We start from the raw sequence: 26,126 nt of genomic DNA, 5'->3' as shown, positions 1-26,126 counted from the left end.
AGTATTAATTGATGATGGAACCTATTCAGTTCATATCATTTCTTCAAGTTACGATTTAACCGAATGAGTATATCAATTTATCCTCTATATTATGGGGCATCAATTAGATTCCAATTAATTTTCCCAGTATAATTACCTATATAAACAAAAGGATCAATTTTTAGCAGTATACCTTTATCCGATTCCCAGTTAATCGATATATTTTGTTCATCCTGTGTAATCATTTCATAAACATTCGTCTCAGCTCCAAGCGCCATTGTTGTTTCAATTCCATCTTCATTAACAAACTTTAATGCATCCCTCAAAAAATGCCCTTGACTATCAGAGAATTCCTCCATTAATGTTGCTGTGAGACGCCATGAACTTCCCAATCCACGGGTATCTTTCACAAGGATCTCCCAATCATCATTTCTTTTTGAATAGGTTGGTTGATTTGGTACTTTCATATTTTCAAAACTAACATTTTCAGTTACACTCATGAAACTTAATTTTCCCGTTACATTGACGTTCACTACTTCAATATTTGATTTTCGACCCGTATCATCTACAGCATAAACTGAAACTTGATGCATGCCTAAAGACAATTGATCTGCCGGAATGCTGTATTGATAGTTAATGTCCTCACCTTTGTTAGTAGAATTTGATACATTAGAAGCAAATTTTACAGGGGTATTACTGTCCACTGCATAATATAAATCAACTAGATTACTATCAAGGTCGTTCCAACTGCCACTCATCGTATACTCAGTGCCAAAATCAACAGGAATTTCCCGATTAGCATCCGTTAACGTAATGGCTGGAGGACTTTCAACAATGATTTTCAACTTAGCGGAAACTGAATAAGCGCCTTTACCATCTTTTGCTGTGACTTGAAGATTATTTTCTCCTAATTTTAACTGATCCGATGTTATAAGATAGCTCCAATCTACCGGTTCAGTAGAACCTCCATTGTCTAGCACTTCGGATTTTAGCAACTCGCCATTTAAGTCATAATACAAGGTATTTGTGGAATCATCAGAATCTTTCCAAGTTCCTTTTGCTTGATAATCTTCACCAACAGCTAAATGAATGGGGCCTTCTTCAGTTATGGTCACTTCAGGTACATTGTTAGCTTGTATGACATAATCTACTGGATTCGTATTCGTTATATAGTTACTACCTTCAAACTTAACAGTCTCAGTAACTGGCGTATTTACCTTTACTTGATTGACTTTCACTTTAAAGGAAATGGTCACATCGTTCCGATTGGTATTCATATTAGGAATACTAGCTGCTAAAGATTGTCCCGTCCAAAAACCATCATCCAATTCTCCTGAGCCGTCCCCTGATGATATTGCCATTGAGCCAGGAACATAGGAAACATGATCATTTAAAACAGTCTTTACTATAATATCGGTCCAATCCTGTTTGCCGGAAAGATACTTCGCGTTTATCGTATAGGTTAGTTCCTCACCATTATTGACCAGGGCACCATTGTCAACAACAGCACCATCTTTTCTCGTAATTGTTTCTTTCACTTCTGCATTTACTAACCCTGGCACTTCTTCAAATGCAACACGATTGTTCTGATATTTAGATCCTGTTGAACCAGTAAACCCCCAATAGACTTGATCTGCACCAAAAATATCTTGTACATTTATTGGGATACTAACAGATGATAGACCTTCTAATTGATACGTAAGTGTTGAAGTTGTTGCATTCCAATTAATGGTGAATTTACGCCAGGTATCATTCGATAAATTGCCAGGATATTGAGCACCATTATTTGGACCATCAATGTTATTATGTTTCATCGTTCTTCTATACTGAAAACTTGTGTAGTAATCGATATAAGTTTCAGCTTGACCTGGGTAGCTCCAAGCAACATGGTCCCCTTTGGTTGTATTTGTATCAAAATAACCATCGTTCACATTATTGTTTATAAAGGTATCAAACTCAACAGCAAAGCTTTTTTGAATGCCATCCGTTTTGGATGACCCATGTGTCTGTCCAGCATAAACTCCAAGACCCGAACCACTGTAAGGTGATATGGCATTTGTGCCCCTTGAGTCATTATGCATAACAAAGGCCATACCATCTGCTGCGTTAGCTCCGCGATCCCCGAAATAGATATACATTGACGCTTTAAAATCTTTTGTTAAGTCCATTTTATTAGCTTCAGTCGACCAGATACCACCCTTTTGATTAGCGGTATCAGGGGTTACTTGAACGATATTACCTCCTATAACGGAACTATTTGAACCGGTAGCGGGAGTAACGAATATACCAGTCAAATCAATTTTAAATGGAGGATTGCCGTTATTTGCTGCTTTAACATGCGCAGGGGCCAACCAACCGGGACTTGGTAGAATTAACCCCATTACTAACATCACGGAAAGGGCAGCACGAGGAAATTTCCTGTTACTCTTCTTCATTGTCTTCCCCTCTTTTTTTCTTTTTCAGCAAGATAATGATAATGATGATTAATGATATAATAAACACAGCAAGTCCGATGAAAAGGAACGTATAATCTTTTTCTACTTCAATTGCTGTTTTATTTATCGCTTTTGCATCTGCACCTTTAATTTCAAACATTTTATCAAATTTCCATGTTTGATTACCGTCTGTAATTGTTAAATATAAATGGTATTTACCTGGTTCCAGCTTTTGATTATCCCAGGTAATAGGAAAGTCAAAATTAGAATTCGGTGCCATGGATAACTTACTTTTCTTCGTTGAGTGGAGCTTCTCTTTTTTTCCTTCCCTCGTAATACGTGCATTTACATCCAAGTTATTTATTATGACAGCTTCGGTATTTTGTAAATTCGCAGTAACAACCGTACGATAGTTCATCAACCCTGCTTGAACTTCATTTAACTTTAGTTTCGGCTTCACAACTTCATCCGTTCCGGTTAATTTCACGCCAATCACATACGAAAATTCATTTTTGATTTGAACTTTATTATTTTCTTTCTTTTTTTCCTCTTTATTTACTTCGTGAACATAGAATCCACCCAGAATAATTCCATCAAATGACTCTTTGGGCATTTGAATAGTAAAGGGCACTTTCTTTGTTTCTTTTCCTTTTATTACAATTTCTTGCTTTGGAGATATCAAATCAGAAAAAGCATATTTTAATGAGCTGTCTTTTTTGTGTCCATGTTTGCTATAGTCGATCACTCCATTTTGATTGGTAATAGCTGAATTGGGTTCGATCATTATCTTTTTTTCTTCACTAGAAGTGTTTTTAACTGTTAAAGATATCGTTTGTTTTGAACCTGGAGCCATCTTCAAGTCAAAATAGGTAAGCTTTTTATTAATTTGGTTTTTGGGGATATTGGCTTTTACTGAATACTCCATAGTACCAGCAAAGGCCACTTGGTTAGTGGGGATAAATCCCAATCCAGTCAATAATATTAAAACCATAATGGATAACATATTTTTCATTTTTTCTTCCCTCACATCTCTAATTTCATGATGTTATTTTTCAAAAAAAACTTGGCTAAAATAATTAATTAAGCCAAGTTTTTTTAATTTGAATTTATTTCGGTGCGTCAGATAATTCCCATGTCATAGTAGCCGTATAGTTTTGAGCATCAGCGGATCCCGCCAAAACCTTTAATTGTACGTTACTATTATCGCCTTCGGTACCTGAAAAAACATCTAGCCATGTTCCGCGACCTGCATCTATTTCAGCTAACATAAGTACTTTGGAATCTGAATTATCAAATACAACATCATTAGCAGTTGGTGGTGTGGAAACATTACTGGTTTGTGATTTCACTTGTCCATTTTTGAACGATAAAATAGCTCCTCTTAAGACTTCTCCAGAATCGCTTTTAAATTCTGAAGCCTTTGCTGTCAAAGACCATCCTTCCCCCGTTCCGCGTTTATCTGAAACTTGGACAAAGGGATCCTTATTTTTAGCATGATAAGTCGTGTTTCCGCTCATGATTTTTTGTGTTCCAAATTGGATATTTGAGACATGGTCCAGAGTTAAAGCCCCAGCATTTCCAGTACCGCCATTGCCTGGGTCTTCCGGATCAATTGGACTTGGTGGATTAGGATTGTCCGGATTTGTGGGATCTACTGGATTAGTCGGTCCCTCATCTGCAATAAAGCCAATATAATTATTAGAAGTTGCGTCATTTATGACAGCTGCCTCTGCTGAACTTGTTGAAAGAAGTGTTCCGGCCAAAATAATGCTGCCTACTGCTGATAGACTAAATGCTTTCATTTTTCTAATCTCCTATTTCGTTTATTTATTATTGTGGAGCGTCCACTAGACTCCAAGTTAAAGTCGATACATAATCCCCTGCCAAGTTTCCTGATGGAACAGAAATTTTAATTCTGCTTGGATCAAATTTATCTACCCAAGTCCCTAATCCTGTGTTCATATCAGCTCTCATAAGGATTTGGGGATTAGTTGTTCCACTATCCGTACCTAATTGTACTTCCCTTAGTTCAGGTGGTGGAGAAACATTTCCTGGATTCGTCTCAGCAGTGCCGATTGGTAATGTAACAATTGCACCTTTTAAAATTTTAGTGCCATCCGTTTGATCCATAAATGGTGAAGTTGCAACTTGCAAAGCCCAACCAACACCTGTACCACGCTTATCGGTTACTTGTGCGTTAGGATCTTTGGATGTAGTTGTATATTCTACGGCACCACTCGCTAATTGGTGGGTATCAAATTCTAAAGGTGAAACATTATCAATCGTTAATGAACCTTCGTTACCTGTTTCGCCACCTGGTTCACTTGGGAAAATTGGATCGGTTGGTCCTGTAGTTTCGTCTCCTGGTGTTATCATAATATGACCATGAGAAGTTGCTCCAAGGCCATCTGTACTTCCTGTCACTGCAGTGGGATCGATTGCTGCGAATGTAGGTGTCGCGAATAACAGTAATGCTGCTGAGGACATTAGTCCTTTAATTAAGGCTTTTTTGATACTCATTTTGTATTTCCCCTTTTAAATTTTAATATATATTGAACATGACCACGCCTTTGATTGGATGAAAAACCCAGTGCTTCGATAAAGCACTGTTACCAATTCTACTAATAACTCCTCGTTTTCCCGTTGTTTTTCCCTCCTTGCAGTTATTTATGTTCAATGAAGAAATGAGTAGTCTGTAGGATAAAAGGAATGTCATGTGTTAATTACATTCTATAAAATAAATCGTTAGATCTAATTTCAAAAATGGGTTGTGAGACTTCATATAAGAAATTAGACCTACTGATATTTACTTTGAATGACTTAGGACTGTTGGGATTTTTCGGGTTATGTAAATTTAACGCTAGAAGGCTAAAGAGGGAATAAGAAGCATATTTCACTTATTTAAATGAAATTTAGAATGATCATGATAAGAATGAAATTATTGTTTCAAAAAGTTATATTTCAAGAGGAGGAAACACTATTAGAAGTTACGAAAAGGGGATTTGACATTAAATAATCAAAAGGGCTCATGGTTTCGATAAACGGCATATACTCTAGTCTAAATAAATTTATTGGGCTGTTTTTGTAAACGGAAATTTGTTGAAGTTGTTTTATGAGTTTTCGCCTTGTTTTTGAAAGAGTTAAATGGATGCCTTATGAGAATGTTGAACAGGACTATAAAACGAAGGTTTTGAGATCATACTTGTCTGGTCAGGAGCAGCACGAAAGATTTGCAGAAGATACAGCTGAAGGGGGGAGGGGGAGACACTTTTCCAATTAGCATAAGACTAATCGGAAAAAAGTACATAAGAGGACAATTGCTTTGGGACAAACTATCTTTAAAAATATATCTAATATGAAGTAGTATCCTCCAATAAAGAAATACTATAGGTATTTTCATGTCTTATACTTATTTCCTCATACCCTCGACCCCTTATTTTTTTAGGTAAGTTCCACCGATTATTTTCGGCGGAACTTACCTATTTTTTTTAGAGTGGGATGATGGGCAAATAGATGGGCAAATAGAAACTTAACCAAAACTTCTCTACAGTTAAGATCATATATGTAAATTCTTTTTTGAGGGTCTTGTTAGTACTAGCCCATAAAAACAGATGGATTTTTGGATTAGGTAATTCAATTATACTTCCTTTGCAAAAAAAATACGTCCCAATTTTAATTTGTTTGGTTTCAACAAAGATATATTGTCTGAATTTTGAAGGGGTACTCTTTAAGAAGTGATAAATTTAATTGATGTTTTATTTACTAACATTTAATAAATAATACTCAATTATTCTATCTACCTCATATTTAGATTATTAATAAGGAGAGTACGGAATGATAGAAACTGCACAAGAATTAATATGTAATTTATATAAGCACTGTAAAGTGACAACTTGCCATTCATTTAGGGTGGGGAATGACTTATGTGGTTTCGGACGTTATTTGGGAATTGAAAATCAGGGATTAAATCTCTTAGTGACATTCATTACGATAAAGACTTGGCACTATCCTATACAAATTTCCTTGAAATTGAAGGCTTACCAACTCCTACTATGATATTCCAATCAGCATATCAATGGTAAGGGAAGGAAATCTATTAATTAAAAGTAATCTCAATTGAAAGAAGTGTCAGCATGCGTGAAATTCAAAAAACATTAAAGAATCAATAAATCAGAATATATAAGAAAAAATTACTTAAAGACAATGGAGCCCTTCAGATGGAATGGCTTCAATTTAGAGGGGGGGGGAGAAGTTAAGGTTAAACATAGGGGGACAAACAAAATTCCGGAATCTCCTCACAAGGCTCCGTTTGGTCCGGGTGTGCTATTAAAGAAAGGATTTCCTGATGAATCAGCTTCTCGTGTGTTTATTGATTACACTAGGGAATTTCACTCCCTTTGTATATATAGAACTAGTTTAAAAATGGGAAGGCTGATAGCGATGGAGCATACATATACGGTGAAATTGAAGGAATGGGATTGTGGATTTTATAAGACTTTCGGGGGAGTATTTCATAGGAATGGTGAGATAGGTTAATTATTAAACAAAAGCAGAAGTATGATTAGAATTAACTTCGCTTTTGCAGTAATTGAAACAGGTGAACAGGAAGTAACGACTAGATTAATGATTCCATGGTAAAATTCGCAATCCTTTTAATAGATGTTCATCACCTGTATTCTGTATAATTACAGGTGGAAAGTCATAATGATACAGATTAAGCTATTTGCTTAACCCGTATCATTTCAATTCATCATATAACTTATTTAAAAGATCCTGTGAATCCTCGCCACTCATTATCTGGCCGTTCACTTTCGCATAGGGGGTTTTCTTACAAAGTTTACACTCACTCAAACATTCATATTCCTTATATTGAATCCTTGGATTCTCTAAGAACTTACCATAATCGGCAATTGTTTGTTCATTAAGGAAGCGGTCAAGATTATTTTGGCAAAATTCAATCTGGATTTTCGCCTTTTTTGAGAACACTTTGGATAACAAGTTTTTCATCATATCGCTTCTTTCATTATAAGAGTAAATATTTGTTATTTTGATTTTATCACTTCCTGAAATGAAATGCATGGTTGGTTCATCCGAATTCATTACAATTGGACTATCGTGAGAATATCAAGTAATTCCCTTGTATATATTGACACATGTCCAAGAAATGATAGAATAAGAATGGATGATAATGAATCTCATTATCATGAATGGAAGATCCTTGTAACTATTGCAACTTAATGAGTCCCATTTCAATAGGTGACTTAATGATAGTCTTTATTCAAATATATTTAATTAAAAATATTATCGCTGTATTAAAGTGAGATAGGAAGAGTAGGAAATGTAGATGAAGATAAGATATTTAGTCATGGCGTTAATTGTTTTATCATTTACGTCATTATTCATTGGTGTAAAAGATATTACCCCCCTGGATTTATTGAATCTAAGTGATGATAAAGTGCAAATCATGCTGCAAAGCCGTTTCCCTAGAATGGTGACCATAGTCATTGCCGGTATTGTGATGAGTATAAGCGGTCTGATCATGCAGCAATTGAGCCGCAATAAATTTGTGTCCCCGACGACTGCCGGTACCATGGACTCTGCAAGGCTGGGACTTCTTCTTGCCATTATCATTTTTCCATCGGCAGCACTTATTGAGAAAATGGCATTCGCTTTCATATTCGCTTTGGCAGGTACATTCTTGTTCATGAAAATTCTTGATCAAGTGAAATATAAGGATACGATCTTCATTCCATTGGTTGGTTTGATGTTTGGTAATATCGTAGGATCGATCTCGACTTTCTTTGCCTATAAATATGATTTGATTCAAAGCCTCAACACATGGATGAATGGTGATTTCTCGATGATCATGTCGGGAAGGTACGAACTTATATATCTGAGTATCCCGCTAGTCATTCTCGCATACTTCTTTGCCAATAAATTCACTGTGGCAGGGATGGGAGAGGAGTTTGCTATCAATCTAGGACTCAATTATAAGTTTATAGTCAATTTTGGATTGATCATCGTGGCATTATCCTCCACTGTCGTTTTGTTAACGGTGGGAACGATTCCTTTCATAGGATTGATCGTACCAAATATTGTATCCCTTTACCTTGGTGACAATTTGAAAAAGAGTCTTTCTCATACAGCATTGCTAGGGGCAGTCTTCCTATTGATCTGCGATATACTGGGCAGGATCCTTATATATCCATTTGAAATCCCGATCGGACTCGTGGTTGGTGTGATAGGAAGCGCCGTATTTATCTATCTGATACTGAGGAGAAAGGCATATGAATAATAAAACTAGGATCATTGTATTGGCTGTTCTTGCAGCTGCTTTAACGGCAGGTTATATCTTTTGGGACCTTGGCCCGAATTGGGATTATGCACTGCCGAGAAGGGTCATAAAAATCGTCGCCATCATCGTGGTAGGTTGTGCAATTGCATTTTCAACAGTGATTTTCCAGACGGTCACGAATAATAAAATCCTGACGCCAAGCATTTTAGGGTTGGACTCCATGTATATGCTGATTCAAACGGGAGTGATTTTCATCTTCGGTTCAACGCATATCATGATCATGAATAAAAATCTCAATTTCCTGATTACACTTGCGGCCATGCTCATTTTTGCAAGCCTGCTGTTCAAGTTCATGTTCAAGAAAAACCGCAATCTTTACTTCCTATTGCTGATTGGTATCATCTTCGGAACCTTATTCGGCAGCATGTCTTCCTTCATGCAGGTATTGATTGACCCGAATGAATTCCAAATCATTCAAAATAAAATGTTCGCCAGCTTCAATAATGTCAACACGGACCTGTTAACCTTAGCTATTGTCCTCATGATTGCGGCAATGATATATTTCATGAGATTTTTGAAGTATTTAGATGTCATGTCCCTAGGGAGGGACCAAGCCATAAACTTGGGTGTGGATTATGATTTTGTCACGAAGCGGGTTTTAATCGTCGTTACAGTTTTAATTTCCATTTCGACTGCCTTGATCGGTCCGATCACGTTCCTCGGATTGCTTGTTGCAAATGTGGCTTATCAATTCATTAAGTCCTATCAGCATAAACATATCCTCCCGGGTGCAATGCTGATCAGTGTGATTGCCTTGGTCGGCGGCCAATTCATTGTAGAAAGGATCTTTACGTTTTCCACGACCTTAAGTGTCATCATCAACTTTGTCGGCGGTGTCTATTTCATCTATCTTCTATTAAAGGAGAATAAATCATGGTAGAAGTGAAAAATTTATTCAAAAAATATAATAATAAAACGGTTGTCGAGGATGTTTCCATCGAAATAATGAAAGGGAAAATCACATCCTTCATCGGTCCCAATGGAGCGGGTAAAAGTACCGTCCTTTCGATGATCAGCCGTCTCATTACCCGGGATTCAGGAGAAGTCCTTATCGAGGGTAAGGATATGGGGAAATTCAATAGCAATGAACTTGCGAAAAAGATTGCCATCTTAAAGCAGGCTAACCACATCAATATCCGTTTAACGATTCGTGAACTGGTCGCCTTTGGCCGTTTTCCTTATTCACAAGGAAAGCTGACGAAAGAGGATTGGAAATACGTCGATGAAGCGATTGAATATATGGAACTTGCTGACATGCAGGATAAGTTTCTTGACCAGCTGAGCGGCGGGCAGCAACAGCGGGCCTTCATTGCCATGGTCATTGCTCAAAACACGGAGTATGTGCTTCTTGATGAACCCCTGAACAATCTTGATATGAAGCATTCCGTCCAAATCATGAAGGTATTGAGGAGATTGGCCGATGAATTGGGGAAAACGGTCATCATCGTCATTCATGACATTAATTTTGCATCCTGTTATTCCGACTATATCGTCGCATTGAAGGATGGCAAGGTTGTTCATAATGGACCTACCGAACAAGTCATCAATTCCAATGTATTAAAGGAAATTTATGATATGGATATTGAAATCCAAAGTATCAATGATAATAAGATCTGTGTGTACTTCACGTAAGACAATTCCATTCGGTTTTAAATTACTTCAGTATTCGTAGCCGTCCAGAAATCACCTCGTACGCTTCTTAGGCAGCTAAGAGTTGGCGGGCGCCCAAGACCTTAGCCGCCTCCTGCTCATCTGGCAGGGAAAGTGTTGAAGGTGAACTATGTGATGGTGAGGATTCAATATGTAATTTTAAATAAAAAATATTTTGAGGTGACCATAATGATTAAGAAATTATCCTTGCTGCTTTTGGTTGCAATGCTGGCTGTAGTGGCTGCTGCTTGTGGATCAGATAAGGAAAAAGAAGAATCAAGCGCGAAAAAAGAAAGTGCTAAAAGCGAAGAAATTACAGTTAAGCATCAACTAGGCGATACGAAAGTGAAAACAAACCCTGAAAAAGTAGTTGTATTCGATATGGGTGCTCTTGATACTCTTGATAAATTGAATGTGAAAGTGGCAGCTGTTCCTCATGATGGCCTTCCAAAATACCTTTCTAAATATAAAGGTACAACTGAAAATGCCGGCGGATTAAAAGAACCTGACTTCGAAAAAATCAACGAAATCGCTCCTGATTTAATCCTTATTTCTGGCCGTCAATCTGAAGCATATAAAGAATTAAGCAAAATTGCCCCTACTGTTTTTGTGGGTGTAGATACAACAAAGTATATGGAATCATTTGAAGAGAACGTAACACTTTTAGGTAAAATCTTCGATAAAGAAGACGAAGCAGCTAAAGAATTGGCAAGTGTTGAAGAAAACATTAATGCTTTGAAAGAAAAAGCCCCGACTGACAAAAATGGTTTAATCGTTCTTGCCAGCGGTGGAAAAGTAAGTGCTTACGGACCGGATTCAAGATTTGGAATCATCCATGATGTATTCGGAGTACCTGCAGTGGATGATAAATTGGAAGTATCGACACATGGTCAAAGTATTTCTTTCGAATATATTGCTGAAAAGAATCCTGACTACCTATTCGTTGTAGACAGGGATGCGGTTGCCGGTGATGGAGCTGCAGCAAAAGAAACGATTGAAAATGACATTGTAAAAAATACAAAGGCATTTAAAGAAGGTAACATCATTTATCTAGACCCTAACTACTGGTACTTATCAGGCGGCGGTTTAGAATCTGTTGACGCTATGGTTAAAGAAGTTTCAGAAGGCATTAAGTAATGTAAATATGATTTAAGATAATCCTGTCCTCGATCGAGGGGCAGGATTTTTTATTTTTTATAATAAAGCTGGATGAAACAAATATACTAACAAAGGGGAAGAAAAGAATTCCTGCAAAACACAGGTAAGCTTATAATAAGGCGCCCACAACCTAATTAAGGGGGAATGGGAAAGGACAAGGTCTATATTCCGCCTGTTGCCGCTGCTATGGTCATATGGGCTGCTATCGAAAGAATTTAACCCTTCAGCCAATATGGAAAAATTCAGTTTCTTCCTATTATAATGTCATTTGCATTCATTCCGGTTCCAGGAGGGATTTGAAATCGTAATTTATGTTAAATTTGGGAAATTGCATCTGTTATGGATGATAAAAATAATATGATCTCCACTTCAAATTATCGGGGAGAATTCTGTGGATTAATATTTTTCAGGAAAAATTATTTGAAAAAAGCTGAATAAAAAAGCCGGAGGGGAATAATGTCGATACTTCGTGCAATTCATTTGTTATTTTATGGGATTTAGGGGTGGCAGGACGCTTATAGGTTAAAAGGTTAAACTTTACAGGCACGGGGTATCAAAAGTGCGGATGAGAAAAGCATCCATGTAACCGGCCATCCATTTTTAACTGTCGAATTATCGGGAAAGAAATCCTGGATATATCTATAGCTTTAAATTATTGAAGATTTATATCTTACATATTTTGTAATGTACTGGTTTTTTTATAAAGAGTCGTTTATAATGGTAAAAGCCTGAAGGACGTGAAATTAATTAGTGCCTGTCACCCGCAGTCACCCCAAAAAGTTACGGTGATATTTATTGGATTAAGACATGTAGTTCCTATATATTTGTTATAGGTGCGCTAAAACATTCGGGACGGGGAAACTCTGTTATTTTTTCAAAGGCTTGTTCATAAGCTAAAGAAGTGTTCTGGATTTGAGGAGTCATGGATGTGACAAAAGGTGGTTTTCACAATCTTGACTATCCAAGTGAAAGAATGCTATTATAAGGTTTCTGATTTTCCGTCTTTTGTAAGTTTGTAAAAATTTATATAAATAAACCACTAGATTAATAGAGGTGAAAGCATGAATAATTTTGTAAAAAAAAGCCGGCATTTATTTGCAGATAACATACTAGGCTTTTTCTTTATTGCGGTAGTCTTGTTTACGATAAAAACTTATATTGGATATCGAGTTGAATTTAACTTAGGTATTGAAAATGGCCTGCAACAGTTCTTACTGTTCATAAACCCGATTAGTTCAGCCATTTTATTCTTTGGCTTGGCATTATTGGCTAGAGGCAAAAAATCTTTTAAATGGATCATCAGGTTGAACCTATTGATGTCACTATGGTTATTCTTCAATATTGTATACTATCGGTCATTTACCGATTTCATTACATTGCCAACCTTGACGCAAGTGCAAAATGCCGGGGATTTGGGGCCGAGTATTTTAGAATTATTTAAAGGCCATGATGTATTTTATTTCCTTGATACGGTTCTTTTGATCGTGTTGTACAGATTCAAAGGTTTTAAAGTGGAAGACTTCAAAGTCAAACGCCGTACAGTTGGATTGGTTTACCTAGCGGGACTTGCAATTTTCGCAATCAATTTGGGACTTGCTGAAAAGGATCGCCCGCAATTATTATCAAGAACATTCGACCGAAACTATATCGTCAAATATTTGGGCATGTTCAACTATACGGTTTATGATGCCGTTCAGAATACTAAAACATACGCCCAGCGTGCGACTGCAAACAGCACCGATATCGCTGAAGTCGTCAACTATACAAAGGCAACAAGCGCTGAACCGAACCCTAAATATTTTGGTGCAGCCAAAGGTAAGAATGTTATCTACCTGCATTTGGAATCCATGCAGAATTTCTTGATCGATTATAAATTAAATGGGGAAGAAGTAACTCCATTTTTAAACTCACTTGCACATGATAAATCAGATTTCATGCACTTTGATAATTTCTTCCATCAAGTAGGCCAAGGTAAAACAGCGGATGCAGAATTCATGCTTGAAAATTCCCTGTTCGGTTTACCACAGGGGGCAGCATTCACAAACAGATCCCAAAATACGTATCAAGCAGCACCAGCGATTTTAGGACAACAAGGATACACATCTGCTGTGTTCCATGGTAATTACAAATCTTTCTGGAACCGGGATAAGATGTATAAGTCTCTTGGTTTTAATCAGTTCTTCGATGCAAGCCATTATAATATGGAAAATAAAGAGGAAGTACTAAGTTATGGATTAATGGATAAGCCTTTCTTTAAAGAATCGATTCCAATGTTAGAAACGCTTAAACAGCCTTTCTATACAAAATTCATAACGGTATCTCATCATTTCCCATATGCCATGGACCAGGAGAAAGCAACAATCGGTAAACAAACGACAGGCGATGCTTCCGTAGATAATTACTTCCAAACTGCACGCTATGCGGATGAGGCGCTTAAAGAGTTTTTCGATTATCTGAAGGAATCCGGTCTGTATGATAACTCGGTAATCGTTATGTATGGTGATCATTATGGTATTTCCGAAAACCATAAAGAAGCCATGTCAAAAGTGCTTGGCAAGGATGTTGGCGCATTTGAGAATGCCCAACTGCAACGTGTACCATTATTGATTCATGTTCCAGGTGTTGAAGGCGGGGAAATGCACCAATACGGTGGACAGATTGACCTTCTCCCGACTTTATTGCATCTGTTAGGAATTGAATCTAAAGATTATGTACAATTCGGTTCCGATTTATTGTCAAAAGATCATAATGAAGTGGTTCCTTTCAGGAATGGTGATTTTGTAACACCGGATGTCACTTCCATTAAAGGGAAATACTACGATACTAAAACGGGAGAATTGGTCAAGGAAAATGATGCCATCCTCAATTATAAAACGAGAGCTGAAACGATGCTCAATTTATCCGACCAAGTAGTGAACGGCGACTTACTCCGTTTCTATACTCCAAACGGCTTTAAACCGATTGATCCCGCTGATTATGATTACACATATGATGAAGAAGGTTCAAAGGAAGATAAGACCGATAAATAATGCTAATGAAAAGAACAGGCAGGAAGCCATCGCTTCCTGCCTGTTTTTTTATGCGTCATCCTTTATTGGTCATCATGGCAATATACTTTCTGATTTCATCAGGCTTCCCTGCATATTTTTCAGCACGCTGTTCGTCTTTCATGGTTTTATCCTTGGCTTTGACCAGGATTTCTTCACCCTTATCTTTGGGCACGACCACGACTCCATCTATGTCCCCTATGATGATGTCCCCTGGATATACGGTGACACCTCCACATGATATGGGCACATTGGTTTCGCCTACCCCTGCCTTGCCGCTTGAGGCAACCGTCGTCCCTTTGCTGAATACAGGGAAATTCAATTCTTTAATGGCTTCAAGGTCGCGAATGACCCCATCGACTACGAGGCCGCCTATTTCCATGGTCTGCATCATGCCGACAACAAAGTCTCCTGCTATTGCCCGGTATGTATCACCCTTGCTGTCAACGACAATTATATCCCCAGGCTTGGCTTCACCGATCGCTTTTAACACGGCAGAATTATCACCGACGGGAATCTTTACGGTCAAAGCTCGTCCGGCCAAACGAAATTCTTCCTTTAAGGGTTTAATTGCCGAATCAAGATTGCTTAACCCTTCCATTGCATCTGAAATCGCCGTGGTGGGCAAATTCCTGAACTGTTGAATAAGATTATCCATGACTATGATTCCTCCTTAAGAGTTTATGAATATAGCCTAATTATACACAAATTTCATAATTTTCTAATAGTTTTCAGCTTGATAAAATGGTAAGTGTAGTGTTATTAACATCTGAAGGGGGAGGGAAGCTCAGCTGTCACAAGGGGGTTAAAGGCAAATTCCGTTTTAATTAATCGATTGATTAAACTTTATAGATCATAGCTATGAAGAGATTGAAATCCTGGATAGGAACAGTCCGAGCAATATTAATGGTCGGGCCTCCATGGCAGTTTGATCCGTACAGGAGAACATTCTTCTGAAGCAAGGGTAGAATGCTGGTGCATATCCTCGGTTTTTTCTGATCTGGATGGGGGTGTCAGCGAAGAAATCCATAACACAGCCAGTGTGCGGGGGATACTTGCAATCTTCAAAGCAGGAGCAGAATCAAGACGGATGTTGCCAATGTAAGCCAAAGGGGGCTGAAAACTTCTGGGTGAATGATTAAAAAAATGATTCCTGCAATCGTGGCAGCCTGCTGTATGGTCATATGTCTAATGAAGTGGATTCCAGCTTTAAAACAGGCTTTAAGAAGAGGTATTTGATTCATTTTCATTCCTCCTTTTACTTTCAATAATATGACCAGGCATAAAAGAAAATACATGGGGATTCGTTTTCTGCTCAATTATTACGGGTATAGTAAAGGTAAAATAAAAGGAGGAATCTAGGTGATCATTGTATATATTAGTCTTGCCCTCTTTATCGGATCGATTATTTATTTAGCGTTTTTTGCTTTTAAAACATTTAAGGATTCCAAACCGACAATTGAAAATGTGACTCAAACCGTTACACGCATCCAGGCCAAAACGGACCAGATTAAATCGGAAACGGACCAACTCGCCATGACACAGCAGGAAATCACTGAAGATGTTGAATATAAAAAAGAGGCTGTCCAATATACGGTTGAGGCGGCTAAAGAAATACCTGAACCCTTTAAGAATATTTGGTTTTCAATAAAAGGTGACAAGTGGAAGCTTAGAAACAGAAGCGATGCATAAGTGTTTGACCGATCTGAAATGTACATGATATAGTATGGAAATACTATGTTTCTAGGGTTCCTCGGTTGAATGTTACCGGAATGGTCCAAGAGAAACGCGCAGGAATCTGCGTACACGGAGGGAAAAAAGCCCGGGAGGTTATGAAAGATGACCTCCCGGGCTTTTTCTGTAATTGGAGGGGAAAAAGATGGCTTGGATGCAATTGGTGATTGCAGGATTATTTGAAGTGGTATGGGCGACAAGTCTAAAGTATACCGAGGGTTTTACGAAATTATTACCTTCTATCATAACGATTGCTGGCATGGTTATTAGTTTTTATTTTTTGTCATCGGCGATAAAAACTCTGCCTATGGGAACAGCGTATGCAATCTGGACGGGAATAGGGGCTCTTGGGGCTGTTCTGGTAGGCATCATCGTTTTTAACGAGCCTAAGGATGCGATGCGATTGGTATTCGCCGGTTTTATTTTGGTTGGAATTATCGGCTTGAAGGTCACCTCTTCTGAATAATCTGCCCACTCCTCGCAAATAGTAATGTTAAATGATATTTGAGGAGTGAAGAATATGAACTATAAAGCGATAGTATCAAGTACAATGATGGCTTTAGTGATTACAGGTTGTGCAACGAATGATAAAGAAGACGCCAGTGAAAACCTTGGCCTGAATCGTACTCATCAGGATAATTTGGATAATCCGATGAATGTAAGCGACACAAGGCAAAATGTCAATAATGTCAATAATGATAATGGCGTAAACGGTATGAGGGTCTCCGAGGATATCTCAAATCGAGTCGAAGCTTTGAAGGAAGTAAGTAACGCAAAGGTCATCGTGACTGAAAATAATGCCTATGTAGGCGCAGTATTAAAAGACGGCGGAGATAAGGATATCTCGAATGACCTTAAAGAAAGGGTTGCTGATGCAGTAAGGGGAGCGGATCCATCTGTAGACCAAGTTTATGTGTCGGCAAATCCGGACTTTGTTCAAAGAATGGATAGGTATGCGAATGATATCGAGAATGGAAAACCTGTTGAAGGATTTGCTGAAGAGTTCCGTGAACTTGTAACACGGATCTTTCCAAGTTCAAGATAATTGGGAAATTAAGGAGTGGAGACTTATCCGGTGGATTCCGGATAGGTCTTTTCCTATTTTTAAGATATCTGTGGAACATGACTAACTTTAAATAGGGTGGTTACAATAATCGAATGAACGAAAAACTTTGTATGGGGGGTAGGATGGTGAGGCTATTTAAGGGCAAGAGGGAAATGGATTCAGGATCCTTTCAGGTTACTTCCAAGGATTTTCAGGAACTCCTTAAAAAGTTTAAAGCATCTGATGATTTCCTTACCTTCCAATTCCCGAATGATGATGGCTATATCATCTCCTACTTCAATTCACTGGTCAGTGTACAACAGCTCCATGAACAAGTATTGGCGGTCATGTCGAATCAGCCAAAGAAGGTCCTTAAGCAACTAAAAGGCGATATTCCGATGGAAGATATGAAATTGACGGCTGATTTAAAAGACATTCAAAGATTGGTTTTGGCAGGATCGATCATGATTCAATACAAGCAAGATGATGAAATGTGTTTGCTCATTCCGTGTGTTCACAGTGTGAAAAGGCAAATTTCCACACCTGAGTCGGAGTATACGGTCGTTGGATCCAAGGAGGCGTTTGTTGAATCGCTTGATTCGAATTTGAATCTGATCCGTAACCGGTTGCCCACTCCTGAATTGCAGTCCAAGGAATTTAGGGTCGGGAGCATTTCGCAAACAAGGGTAGCGGTACTCTACATAGATGGGGTGGTAAATCAACAGAACATCAAGACGGTCATACAGAGAATAGAAGATATAGAATATGATACAATCGTCGATATTTCGTTCGTAAGCCAGATGATCACGGATAATCGGAATTCGATGTTCCCGCAATTGATTGATACGGAGCGGCCTGATCATCTGGCCAGTGTATTATCGGAAGGGAAAATAGGGATCATGCTGGATGGATCTCCTCATGCATTGGTTGGTCCCAATACCATCATTTCATTCTTCTCGTCATTTGAAGATTATTTTCAAATTTGGAATCTCGGCACTTCATTCCGTTTGATTCGGCTTTTCGCCGTTTTGTTTTCCGTTTTGTCATCACCTTTGTATGCGGCCGTTTTAACCTATCATTATCAAGTGATCCCAACGGATTTGCTGCCAATCTTAATATCATCCAGGGGAGTGATCCCTTTTCCGCCGATCTTGGAAGCGATCGTGCTGGAAGGGACGATCGAATTGCTGAGGGAAGCGGCGGTCAGGCTGCCTGCCAAGGTTGGCTCCACCATCGGTATTGTTGGCGGTATAGTCATCGGTACAGCCGCTGTGGAAGCGGGATTTGTCAGTAATGTCTTGTTGATGCTTGTCGCTTTGGCTGCCTTGGCCTCATTTACGGTGCCGATTTACCAAATCAGCAATACGATTCGCCTTATCCGCTTTCCCTTTCTAATCGCTGCCCAGTTATACGGACTGTTTGGAATAGCTTTATGCAGTGCATTCATTTTAAGTCATTTATTGAAATTGACTTCGCTTGGCAGTCCTTATTTAGACCCGCTGTACCCGTTAAGAATTCATGACTTTAAAGATAGTCTGATTCGCCTCCCTTTTTCAAAGCAGAAAAAACGCCCGCAGTTTCTGCGGACGGAAAATCCACTAAGGATAAGGAAAGAGGCGGAAAAACGAAACCCCCGTAATGATATCGATGAATAAGGAAGTAGAAAGCGGTGAGAAGGAATGGAAATCAAACCAAATGAAACAAAACAAATATCTCCATTTTTTGTTTTTTTCCTCATGCCCGGCATGCAGATTGGAGTAGGGATATTGGGGTTTGAACGGATCATAGCGAAAGAGGCTGGCCAAGACGCATGGATATCGGTCCTGATATCAGGGTTGATCATAAATGTTCTGCTTTGGATGTGTTTCAAGCTTTTGGGCAGGGGCCCCCAAACTCTTGATTTGGTTGCCATCCACAAGGATTTGTTCGGTAAATGGGTCGGAAATGCTTTCAATATTTTATTCATCTTCTACTTTATCATGATTTCCATCATTCTTATCAGGACTTATTTAGAAGTCATTCAGGTTTGGATGTTCCCTGGTGTCAATGTCCTGATGCTGATAACCATCATTCTTATTCTCGTGTATAACTTTGTGGAGGGAGGTTTCAGGGTCATTACCGGCTTTTGCATAATCGGCCTTATAATCGCATCGCCATTATTCCTTTTGAATTATTTCCCTTTGAAGTACGCCCACTTTGAAAATTTGGGTCCTTTGCTTGACCATTCCTTTTTGGAAATCATGAAGGCCTGTAAGAAAATGACCCTGAATTACCTTGGTTTTGAATTAATCCTCATTTATTATCCTTTCATTAAAAATCGTGAAAAATCTCAAAAGTGGGCCCACTTAGGGGCGTTGTTCACTATGGTGGTATATGTAGTATCCATCCTTGTTTCATTAGCCTACTATCATCAAGATCAGCTGAAAGATGTAATCTGGGCAACTTTGACGTTATGGAAAATTGTAGACCTTCCATTCATTGAAAGGTTCGAATACATAGGGATTTCCGTTTGGCTGTTCATGGTGCTGCCGAATGTTTGCCTAGGGGTTTGGGCAGCAAGCAGGACAGCGAAAAGAGTATTCGGATTTAGACAAAAAAAGATGATGGTTCTCATCCTGATCATCATCTTGGTTTTCTGCATTTTTTTGGATAACCGCTATAGGATCGATAAGTTTAACACGATCAGTTCGCAAATTGGTTTTTATATCGTTTATTTGTATCTTCCTCTCTTATTCATATGGCAGTCGATCGTCTATAAAGTCAGGGGGCATAAATCATGAAAATCAAACTTCTCTTGATAACATTAGCGAGCTTTTTGATGGCGGCCTGTGGCGTGGAAAAGCAAATATTAGAAGATATATTAATTGCTGAAGTCGTAGGTTATGATGATGCCGGAGACAAGAAAATCAAGGGTACGGTCGTTGTCAGCGTTCCCCAGCCTGGAGAGGAAGCAAATCTGGGTAAAGAAGTATATGAAGCGGACTCCCATGATATAAAGGCGGCCCGCCAGCAGGAAAATGCAAAAACACCATACCCGATTGTCGGCGGGAGACTGACAGTCACTCTATATGGTGAGGAATTGGCAAGTAAGGGATTGAATGATTATGTCGATACATATAGGCGTGATCCAATGGTGGGAAGGGATTTGTATTTAGCGGTCGTTCATGGCAAAGCGGAGGATGTAGTTAAAATGGAGCCGAAGTTGATTAAAACTCCAGGGGTTCAAGTGAAGGAGCTGATCGAACAGAATGTAAGGACCAATTTGCCTGATGTAGACCTTCACAGGTATTTATATGCGTGTCATGGTAACGGGATCGATCCGGTCTTGCCCTTATTGGAAACTACAGGAGATCAAATACGGGTAAGGGGAATCGCCTTGTTTAAAAAGGATCGTTATATTGGTAAATATATACCTTATGAAGAAGGCTTCTTATATAAGGTCCTTAGTGAAAATTTTAAGCTGGGGAGTTATGAAATTAAATGGAAGGAAAATGACTTTACCGATATCAATAACGTGGAGTCACGTGTCCATTATCATATTTCGAATGCCAATCAAGACCCTAAGGTCAGGATTCAAGTGAAAATGAAAGCGAGTCTGCTAGAGGTCCAAGGCTATGACTTGGGCAAAGAGGTCGACCTGAATAAAATAGAGGCCAGGGCCGAGCGGGTCATTGGTAAAAAATTAAATGAGATGGTAACCATGTTTCAGGAGAACCATATAGATCCGCTTGCACTTGGTGATCATGCTAAAAGTAAAACAAGAAATTTTGATCAAAAGCATTGGGAGGAGACATATCCCGATATTCCAATCGAGGTCGATCTGGATATTGAAATGATTCAAACGGGAATAGCTGAATAAAAGTAGAATATTCTGGAGTTCCCCCCTTTATAATAGGGTATTGGTGTAAGGATTGTGTCAATGCGGCTAAAAAGGGGGAAAAGCATGGACAAAGCATGGTGGAAAGAGGCAGTTGTGTATCAAGTGTATCCAAGGAGTTTTATGGATAGTGATGGCGATGGTATTGGTGATATAAACGGGATTTTGATGAAGCTCGATTATTTACAAGAGCTGGGTGTGAACGTGATATGGCTATCCCCAGTTTATCAATCTCCCAATGATGACAATGGGTACGATATCAGTGATTATAAAGCAATCATGACTGAATTCGGGACCATGGCTGATTTCGATAGGTTGTTGAAGGCCGTTCATGAACGTGGAATGAAGATCATGATGGACCTCGTTGTCAATCATTCTTCAGATGAACATCCATGGTTCGAGGAATCCCGATCCTCAAAAGATAATCCGAAACGTGATTATTATATTTGGAAACCTGGCAGGAATGGAAAAGAGCCAAATAATTGGGAGTCGATTTTTAAAGGTTCAGCATGGGAATATGATGAAAGAACCGATGAATATTATTTACATTTATTCAGCAGGAAACAACCGGATTTAAACTGGGAGAATCCTAAGCTCCGTGAAGAAGTCTACAGCATCATGACTTGGTGGCTGGATAAGGGTGTCGATGGCTTCCGGATGGATGTCATCAATTTCCTTTCAAAAGATCAAAGCTACTCAGATGGAGCCGTTCATCATGAGAAGCAGTATGGTGATGGAAGCCCCTTTTTCCTGAATGGCCCGCGCATACATGAGTTTCTGCAGGAAATCAATCAACGGGCCCTTTCTGGACATGACGTGATTACGGTTGGGGAGATGCCAGGCGTCACACCGGAGGAAGCGCAATTGTTCACAGGTAAAGATCGTGGTGAGTTACATATGGTCTTTCAATTCGAGCATATGGATTTGGGGAGGGGACCAGAAGGGAAATGGAGTAACGATAAATGGAAGCTAACCGATTTAAAGCGAATCCTCTCTAAGTGGCAGACTGGTTTGGAGAGGGATGGCTGGAACAGTTTATACTGGAACAACCATGATCAGCCCCGGGTTGTCTCGAGGTTTGGTAATGATGGAAAGTATCGTATTGAAAGCGCAAAGATGCTTGCCGCTTGTCTTCATATGCTGCAAGGTACACCTTATATATATCAAGGGGAAGAGCTGGGCATGACCAATGTTGCATTTGAAAGCATCGATGAATACAGGGATATCGAAACATTGAATTCATATGACGAACTCGTCCATTCACATGGCTGGTCAAAAGAGCGGATGATGTCAGCCATCCACGCCCGCAGTAGGGATAATGCGAGGACACCGATTCAGTGGAATGACTCCCGGAACGCAGGATTCACGAACGGGACCCCTTGGATTAAGGTTAATCCCAATTTTACCGAGATTAATGCTGAAAAGGCTTATAATGATCCGAATTCCATTTTTCATTTTTATAAAAAGCTTATCCAACTGCGCAAGGAACATGATATCGTCGTTTATGGCCGTTTTGAACTGCTGTTGCCGGATGATGAACGAATATTTGTCTACACGAGATCGTTTGAGGAAGAGAAGTTATTGGTGCTATGCAACTTTAAAGAAGAGCAGGCCGCTTATAATTTGCCTGAAGAGCTGCATGCATATTCTGCCACAAAGCTGATCGGCAATTATGGTCAGGAGGAAGAAGGAATCTCCAGCAAACCCCTGCAACCATATGAATGCCGTGTTTATCATTTGAAATGAAAAAAGGACCTGTCCTTCTCCGGTTAGGGAAGAACAGGTCCTTTACGTATTATTTTGTTTTAAGATCACATTCCTCAAGCGGAATGATTTTCGTTTTATGCTTTATTTTATAGCCGAACCATAGGACGAAAAATAGAATCAAGCCAATGTAGGAAACGAACATTGAATTCCAGTCGATCCCATCGCTGCTGAACGCTTGATAGCCTTGTCCGATGATAATGATAATACAAAGGACAAGCGCGAATATAGGTCCGAATGGGAAGCCTTTTGCCCGGAATGGTAGAGCATTCATATCAAGGCCTTGAGCTGCATAGGCTTTGCGGAACCGATAATGGGCAATCGCAATCCCTACCCAAGTGACGAATCCTGCCATGCCTGAAGCGTTCAATAACCAGATATAAACGACGCCGTCCCCGAAAAATGAAGCTAAGAATGCAACACAGCCAACTAAGGAAGTCACGATAAGTGCATTCACGGGCACTCCTCTTTTATCTAACTTGCCTAGGAATTTCGGTGCTTTCCCATCACGTGCCAAGTCCCATAACATACGGGTTGAAGCATACATGCCAGAGTTACCCGCAGAGAGTACCGATGATAAAATGATCGCGTTCATGATCGATGCAGCAAATGCAAGGCCGGCCCGTTCAAATACAAGCGTGAATGGACTTACGGCAACATCTTGACTCAGTAAACGTGAATCGGTGAACGGAATGATCATGCCAATTACAAAAATGGCTAAGATATAGAATAAGATGATACGCCAGAAAACGGATCTGATCGCTTTTGGGATATTTTTTTCTGGATCCTCACTCTCACCAGCAGTCACTCCAAGCAATTCCGTACCTTGGAATGAAAAGCCGGCAGCCATGAATACACCTAGAATCGTGAAGAACCCTCCGTTAAAGGGACCTTCGCCCATTGTGAAATTGGAAAAACCAATTGGGTTTTTCCCACCCATGATTCCAAGAATGATCAGAACACCCGTAATCAAGAAAATGACGACTGTCACGACCTTGATCATGGCAAACCAGAATTCTGTTTCACCGAAACCTTTAACGGACATGTAATTGATAAGAAACATAATGATTAACGCAATGGCACTCCAGATAAATGAAGGGCTATCCGGGAACCAGAACTTCATAATTAAGACAACGGCTGCCAATTCGGCGGCAATGGTGATTGCCCAGTTATACCAGTAATTCCAACCAATCGCAAAACCGAAGGACGGATCGACGAATTTGGATGCATAGACACGGAACGAACCGGCCACTGGCATGAACGCCGCCATTTCTGCAAGACTTGTCATTAAGTAATAAACCATGATGCCGATGACCGCGTATGCCACCAAGGCACCGCCGGGACCGGCTGAATGAATGGCACCGCCACTTGCTAAAAATAAACCTGTTCCAATCGTTCCACCTAATGAAATCATCATTAAATGACGCGCTTTCAGGCTCCTTTTCAATTCAGTAGGGCTTGATGCTGATTGTGAATTTGACAATTGATTTTACACTCCTTTTTATTGGAAGGGAACGAAAAATAAAAAAACAGCAGTCGAAAAAGATCGACGGCTGTTTATAATAAACCCGTTTATCCTTCCGAAGATAGCTCCCCACGCTTTTTTGAAAAAACGTGACAGTGGTGTTCCTATTCGGTTACACCGCCAGCAAGAATATACAAGGAATATACCCTAACTTCGGCAACTTATCCTTTCAAACGGAGTCTTTAATTTTCCAGAATCTCGTCCGTTTTACTTTTATAAGCTGCAGCCTCTAACTCATCGGTAAATGAGGAAGTATTCAATTTTCTAAAATCGTTGGCGTCAGTTTGTAGGTGACGTCTGACGATTTCACTCATGAAATTCATGCAATCGCTAATAGATTGCTAGTAATTGAGTAAACTTTACTATATCAAAATTATAAAATAACTTCTGGGATATCGCAATGATTATTTCATGTGGTTATTTTTTCCTAGTTAATGAATGATGGCGGTAAGGAAGAATCAAGTGACGACGATGTACTTAAATATAGCACATCCTGATAACTAAACGGTTTTCCTTTTTATTAGGGCATAGTCCAGTTTTACATGTTTGACCTCTTCAGGATTCTCAAAGAGATCCACTGCCATTTTCCCAATCCATTCCAGCGGTAAGGAAATGGTCGTGATGTCGAGCATTTCGCCAAGGCTATCATTATTGAAGCCGAGAATGGCCACATCTTCCGGTACCCTTATACCCAATTTCTTAGCGGTAAGAATGAAGCCCGCCGCCGTGTCATCATTCGTGATGATGATGGCTTCAGGTTTATCCATCATCGAATTCCATTCCTGAAACAATTGTTCACCGTCCTTAATGTGATAACTGCCTTCAAACAGCCATTCTTTATTGTTTATCAGTTGATGTTTACTCATGATATCGTTAAAGGCCTTTGTACGATGGGAACTGTTTCTGCTCTTTTTACGGCCGAGGCTGTATCCAATTTTCTTATATCCCTTAGCAATCACGTACTCAAGGGCACAGGAGAAAGCTGCATAATGATCAATGCTGATGGATGAGAATTCAGCCTGGGCGGTATCTTCACATAAAATAATCGGTCCGTATTTTTGATAATCCAAGAGGATTTTCATTTCCGAAATCCTTGAACAAACGATAATGCCATCGAGCTGCTTCATTTGCAGCATATTAAAAGCCTGGATCTCTTTCTCCCTGTCATAATTTGTTTGAAAGATGACGATATGACAGCCAATTGCATTTGCCTGTTTTGTGATTCCGTTAACGATTGCCCCGTAATATGGGTGATTGTTGAAGGGGATGATGACGCCGATAAGGTTGGTTTTCCCTTTTGAAAGATGGATGGCGTTGATGTTTCTCGAATAATTCAAACGATTGATCGCTTCTAGGACGCTCTTTCTTTTATCGGGGCTTACATAAGGATGATCATTCAATACACGAGACACTGTTGAGATAGATACACCAGCACATTGAGCTATTTCTTTAATATTTGTCATGGTATCACCGTTTTTCTTTTTTTATATTGTACAGTATGAAACCCATTTCAGGGCAAGGGAACAGTGGGGACTGCTGAAGATTTCTGCAAATAGG

The 26,126-nt window shown here is 39.3% G+C and carries 21 protein-coding genes and 2 riboswitches; of the genes, 12 read left to right on the top strand and 9 right to left on the bottom strand.

The genetic code is table 11. The features are described 5' to 3' along the window. Nucleotides 1–89: 89 nt before the first annotated feature. From AC2YHV_RS10640 to AC2YHV_RS10620, 5 genes are all read right to left on the bottom strand, one after another. Complete coding sequence (locus AC2YHV_RS10640) at nt 90–2,414, bottom strand: L-type lectin-domain containing protein (RefSeq protein WP_487373174.1); 2,325 nt, start codon at nt 2,412–2,414, stop codon at nt 90–92. Then, on the bottom strand, nt 2,401–3,426 hold the full coding sequence (locus AC2YHV_RS10635; RefSeq protein WP_487373173.1) for a WxLIP family cell surface protein: 1,026 nt from the start codon (nt 3,424–3,426) through the stop codon (nt 2,401–2,403). Before AC2YHV_RS10635 ends, AC2YHV_RS10640 begins: the two co-directional genes overlap by 14 nt. A gap of 94 nt (nt 3,427–3,520) precedes the next feature. After that, nucleotides 3,521–4,216 carry a WxL domain-containing protein gene (locus AC2YHV_RS10630; protein ID WP_487373172.1) on the bottom strand — a complete coding sequence of 232 codons (696 nt, stop codon included), beginning with the start codon at nt 4,214–4,216 and terminating at the stop codon, nt 3,521–3,523. Between the two features lie 28 nt (nt 4,217–4,244). Continuing rightward, entirely contained in the window at nt 4,245–4,934 is a 690-nt protein-coding gene (locus AC2YHV_RS10625; protein ID WP_413000729.1) for a WxL domain-containing protein, read from the bottom strand. A gap of 2,217 nt (nt 4,935–7,151) precedes the next feature. Continuing rightward, a complete protein-coding gene (locus tag AC2YHV_RS10620; RefSeq protein ID WP_231892147.1) occupies nt 7,152–7,493 on the bottom strand; it encodes a DUF1450 domain-containing protein in 342 nt (113 codons plus the stop codon). A gap of 265 nt (nt 7,494–7,758) precedes the next feature. Between AC2YHV_RS10620 and AC2YHV_RS10615 the strand changes: the two genes are divergently transcribed. The 5 genes from AC2YHV_RS10615 to ltaS all read left to right on the top strand — a co-directional run bounded on the left by AC2YHV_RS10615 (nt 7,759) and on the right by ltaS (nt 14,606). Continuing rightward, nucleotides 7,759–8,709, top strand: a complete 951-nt coding sequence (locus tag AC2YHV_RS10615; RefSeq protein WP_053536781.1) for an ABC transporter permease — start codon at nt 7,759–7,761, stop codon at nt 8,707–8,709. Continuing rightward, the gene (locus AC2YHV_RS10610; RefSeq protein ID WP_487373171.1) at nt 8,702–9,649 is read left to right on the top strand and encodes an iron chelate uptake ABC transporter family permease subunit; all 948 of its coding nucleotides are present in this window, start codon (nt 8,702–8,704) and stop codon (nt 9,647–9,649) included. The genes AC2YHV_RS10615 and AC2YHV_RS10610 overlap by 8 nt, the downstream gene beginning before the upstream one ends. Next, nucleotides 9,643–10,401 carry an iron ABC transporter ATP-binding protein gene (locus AC2YHV_RS10605; RefSeq protein ID WP_034310071.1) on the top strand — a complete coding sequence of 253 codons (759 nt, stop codon included), beginning with the start codon at nt 9,643–9,645 and terminating at the stop codon, nt 10,399–10,401. The genes AC2YHV_RS10610 and AC2YHV_RS10605 overlap by 7 nt, the downstream gene beginning before the upstream one ends. A 210-nt stretch (nt 10,402–10,611) precedes the next feature. Beyond that, a complete protein-coding gene (locus AC2YHV_RS10600) occupies nt 10,612–11,556 on the top strand; it encodes a siderophore ABC transporter substrate-binding protein (protein ID WP_487373220.1) in 945 nt (314 codons plus the stop codon). Between the two features lie 1,082 nt (nt 11,557–12,638). Beyond that, the gene (gene ltaS, locus AC2YHV_RS10595) at nt 12,639–14,606 is read left to right on the top strand and encodes a lipoteichoic acid synthase (RefSeq protein ID WP_487373170.1); all 1,968 of its coding nucleotides are present in this window, start codon (nt 12,639–12,641) and stop codon (nt 14,604–14,606) included. Nucleotides 14,607–14,661: 55 nt separating this feature from the next. Here ltaS and AC2YHV_RS10590 read toward each other — a convergent pair whose 3' ends face one another. Together AC2YHV_RS10590 and AC2YHV_RS10585 are read right to left on the bottom strand one after the other, a co-directional pair. Then, complete coding sequence (locus AC2YHV_RS10590; protein WP_487373169.1) at nt 14,662–15,282, bottom strand: RraA family protein; 621 nt, start codon at nt 15,280–15,282, stop codon at nt 14,662–14,664. A gap of 406 nt (nt 15,283–15,688) precedes the next feature. After that, nucleotides 15,689–15,868, bottom strand: coding sequence for a hypothetical protein (locus AC2YHV_RS10585; RefSeq protein ID WP_487373168.1), 180 nt, complete (start codon nt 15,866–15,868; stop codon nt 15,689–15,691). Between the two features lie 118 nt (nt 15,869–15,986). Between AC2YHV_RS10585 and AC2YHV_RS10580 the strand changes: the two genes are divergently transcribed. The 7 genes from AC2YHV_RS10580 to AC2YHV_RS10550 all read left to right on the top strand — a co-directional run bounded on the left by AC2YHV_RS10580 (nt 15,987) and on the right by AC2YHV_RS10550 (nt 23,026). Next, nucleotides 15,987–16,316 carry a DUF948 domain-containing protein gene (locus AC2YHV_RS10580; RefSeq protein ID WP_063574734.1) on the top strand — a complete coding sequence of 110 codons (330 nt, stop codon included), beginning with the start codon at nt 15,987–15,989 and terminating at the stop codon, nt 16,314–16,316. 40 nt (nt 16,317–16,356) lie between these two features. Further along, nucleotides 16,357–16,455: riboswitch (guanidine-I (ykkC/yxkD leader) on the top strand. 48 nt (nt 16,456–16,503) lie between these two features. Further along, the gene (gene sugE / locus AC2YHV_RS10575) at nt 16,504–16,824 is read left to right on the top strand and encodes a quaternary ammonium compound efflux SMR transporter SugE (protein WP_063574735.1); all 321 of its coding nucleotides are present in this window, start codon (nt 16,504–16,506) and stop codon (nt 16,822–16,824) included. A 54-nt stretch (nt 16,825–16,878) separates the two neighbouring features. Then, nucleotides 16,879–17,403 (top strand): YhcN/YlaJ family sporulation lipoprotein, encoded by a 525-nt coding sequence (locus AC2YHV_RS10570; RefSeq protein ID WP_487373167.1) that lies wholly within the window; start codon nt 16,879–16,881, stop codon nt 17,401–17,403. Between the two features lie 143 nt (nt 17,404–17,546). Continuing rightward, nucleotides 17,547–19,058 (top strand): spore germination protein, encoded by a 1,512-nt coding sequence (locus tag AC2YHV_RS10565; protein ID WP_487373166.1) that lies wholly within the window; start codon nt 17,547–17,549, stop codon nt 19,056–19,058. 24 nt (nt 19,059–19,082) lie between these two features. Next, on the top strand, nt 19,083–20,183 hold the full coding sequence (locus AC2YHV_RS10560) for a GerAB/ArcD/ProY family transporter (protein WP_487373165.1): 1,101 nt from the start codon (nt 19,083–19,085) through the stop codon (nt 20,181–20,183). After that, nucleotides 20,180–21,262: a Ger(x)C family spore germination protein gene (locus AC2YHV_RS10555; protein ID WP_403187614.1), complete on the top strand. Its 1,083-nt coding sequence runs from the start codon at nt 20,180–20,182 to the stop codon at nt 21,260–21,262. The genes AC2YHV_RS10560 and AC2YHV_RS10555 overlap by 4 nt, the downstream gene beginning before the upstream one ends. Before the next feature lie 84 nt (nt 21,263–21,346). After that, on the top strand, nt 21,347–23,026 hold the full coding sequence (locus AC2YHV_RS10550) for a glycoside hydrolase family 13 protein (protein WP_487373164.1): 1,680 nt from the start codon (nt 21,347–21,349) through the stop codon (nt 23,024–23,026). Nucleotides 23,027–23,075: 49 nt separating this feature from the next. On the opposite strand, the gene AC2YHV_RS10545 is transcribed toward AC2YHV_RS10550, so the two are convergent. Together AC2YHV_RS10545 and AC2YHV_RS10540 are read right to left on the bottom strand one after the other, a co-directional pair. Next, a complete protein-coding gene (locus AC2YHV_RS10545; RefSeq protein WP_487373163.1) occupies nt 23,076–24,527 on the bottom strand; it encodes an amino acid permease in 1,452 nt (483 codons plus the stop codon). 96 nt (nt 24,528–24,623) lie between these two features. Continuing rightward, nucleotides 24,624–24,809, bottom strand: a riboswitch (Lysine riboswitch). 260 nt (nt 24,810–25,069) lie between these two features. After that, on the bottom strand, nt 25,070–26,032 hold the full coding sequence (locus AC2YHV_RS10540) for a LacI family DNA-binding transcriptional regulator (RefSeq protein WP_487373162.1): 963 nt from the start codon (nt 26,030–26,032) through the stop codon (nt 25,070–25,072). Nucleotides 26,033–26,126 lie beyond the last annotated feature (94 nt).

This window comes from Peribacillus sp. SRI_006, assembly GCF_057586375.1.
The sequence above is the reverse complement of the archived record's forward strand: the minus strand, read 5'-3'. Positions and strand labels throughout refer to the sequence as shown.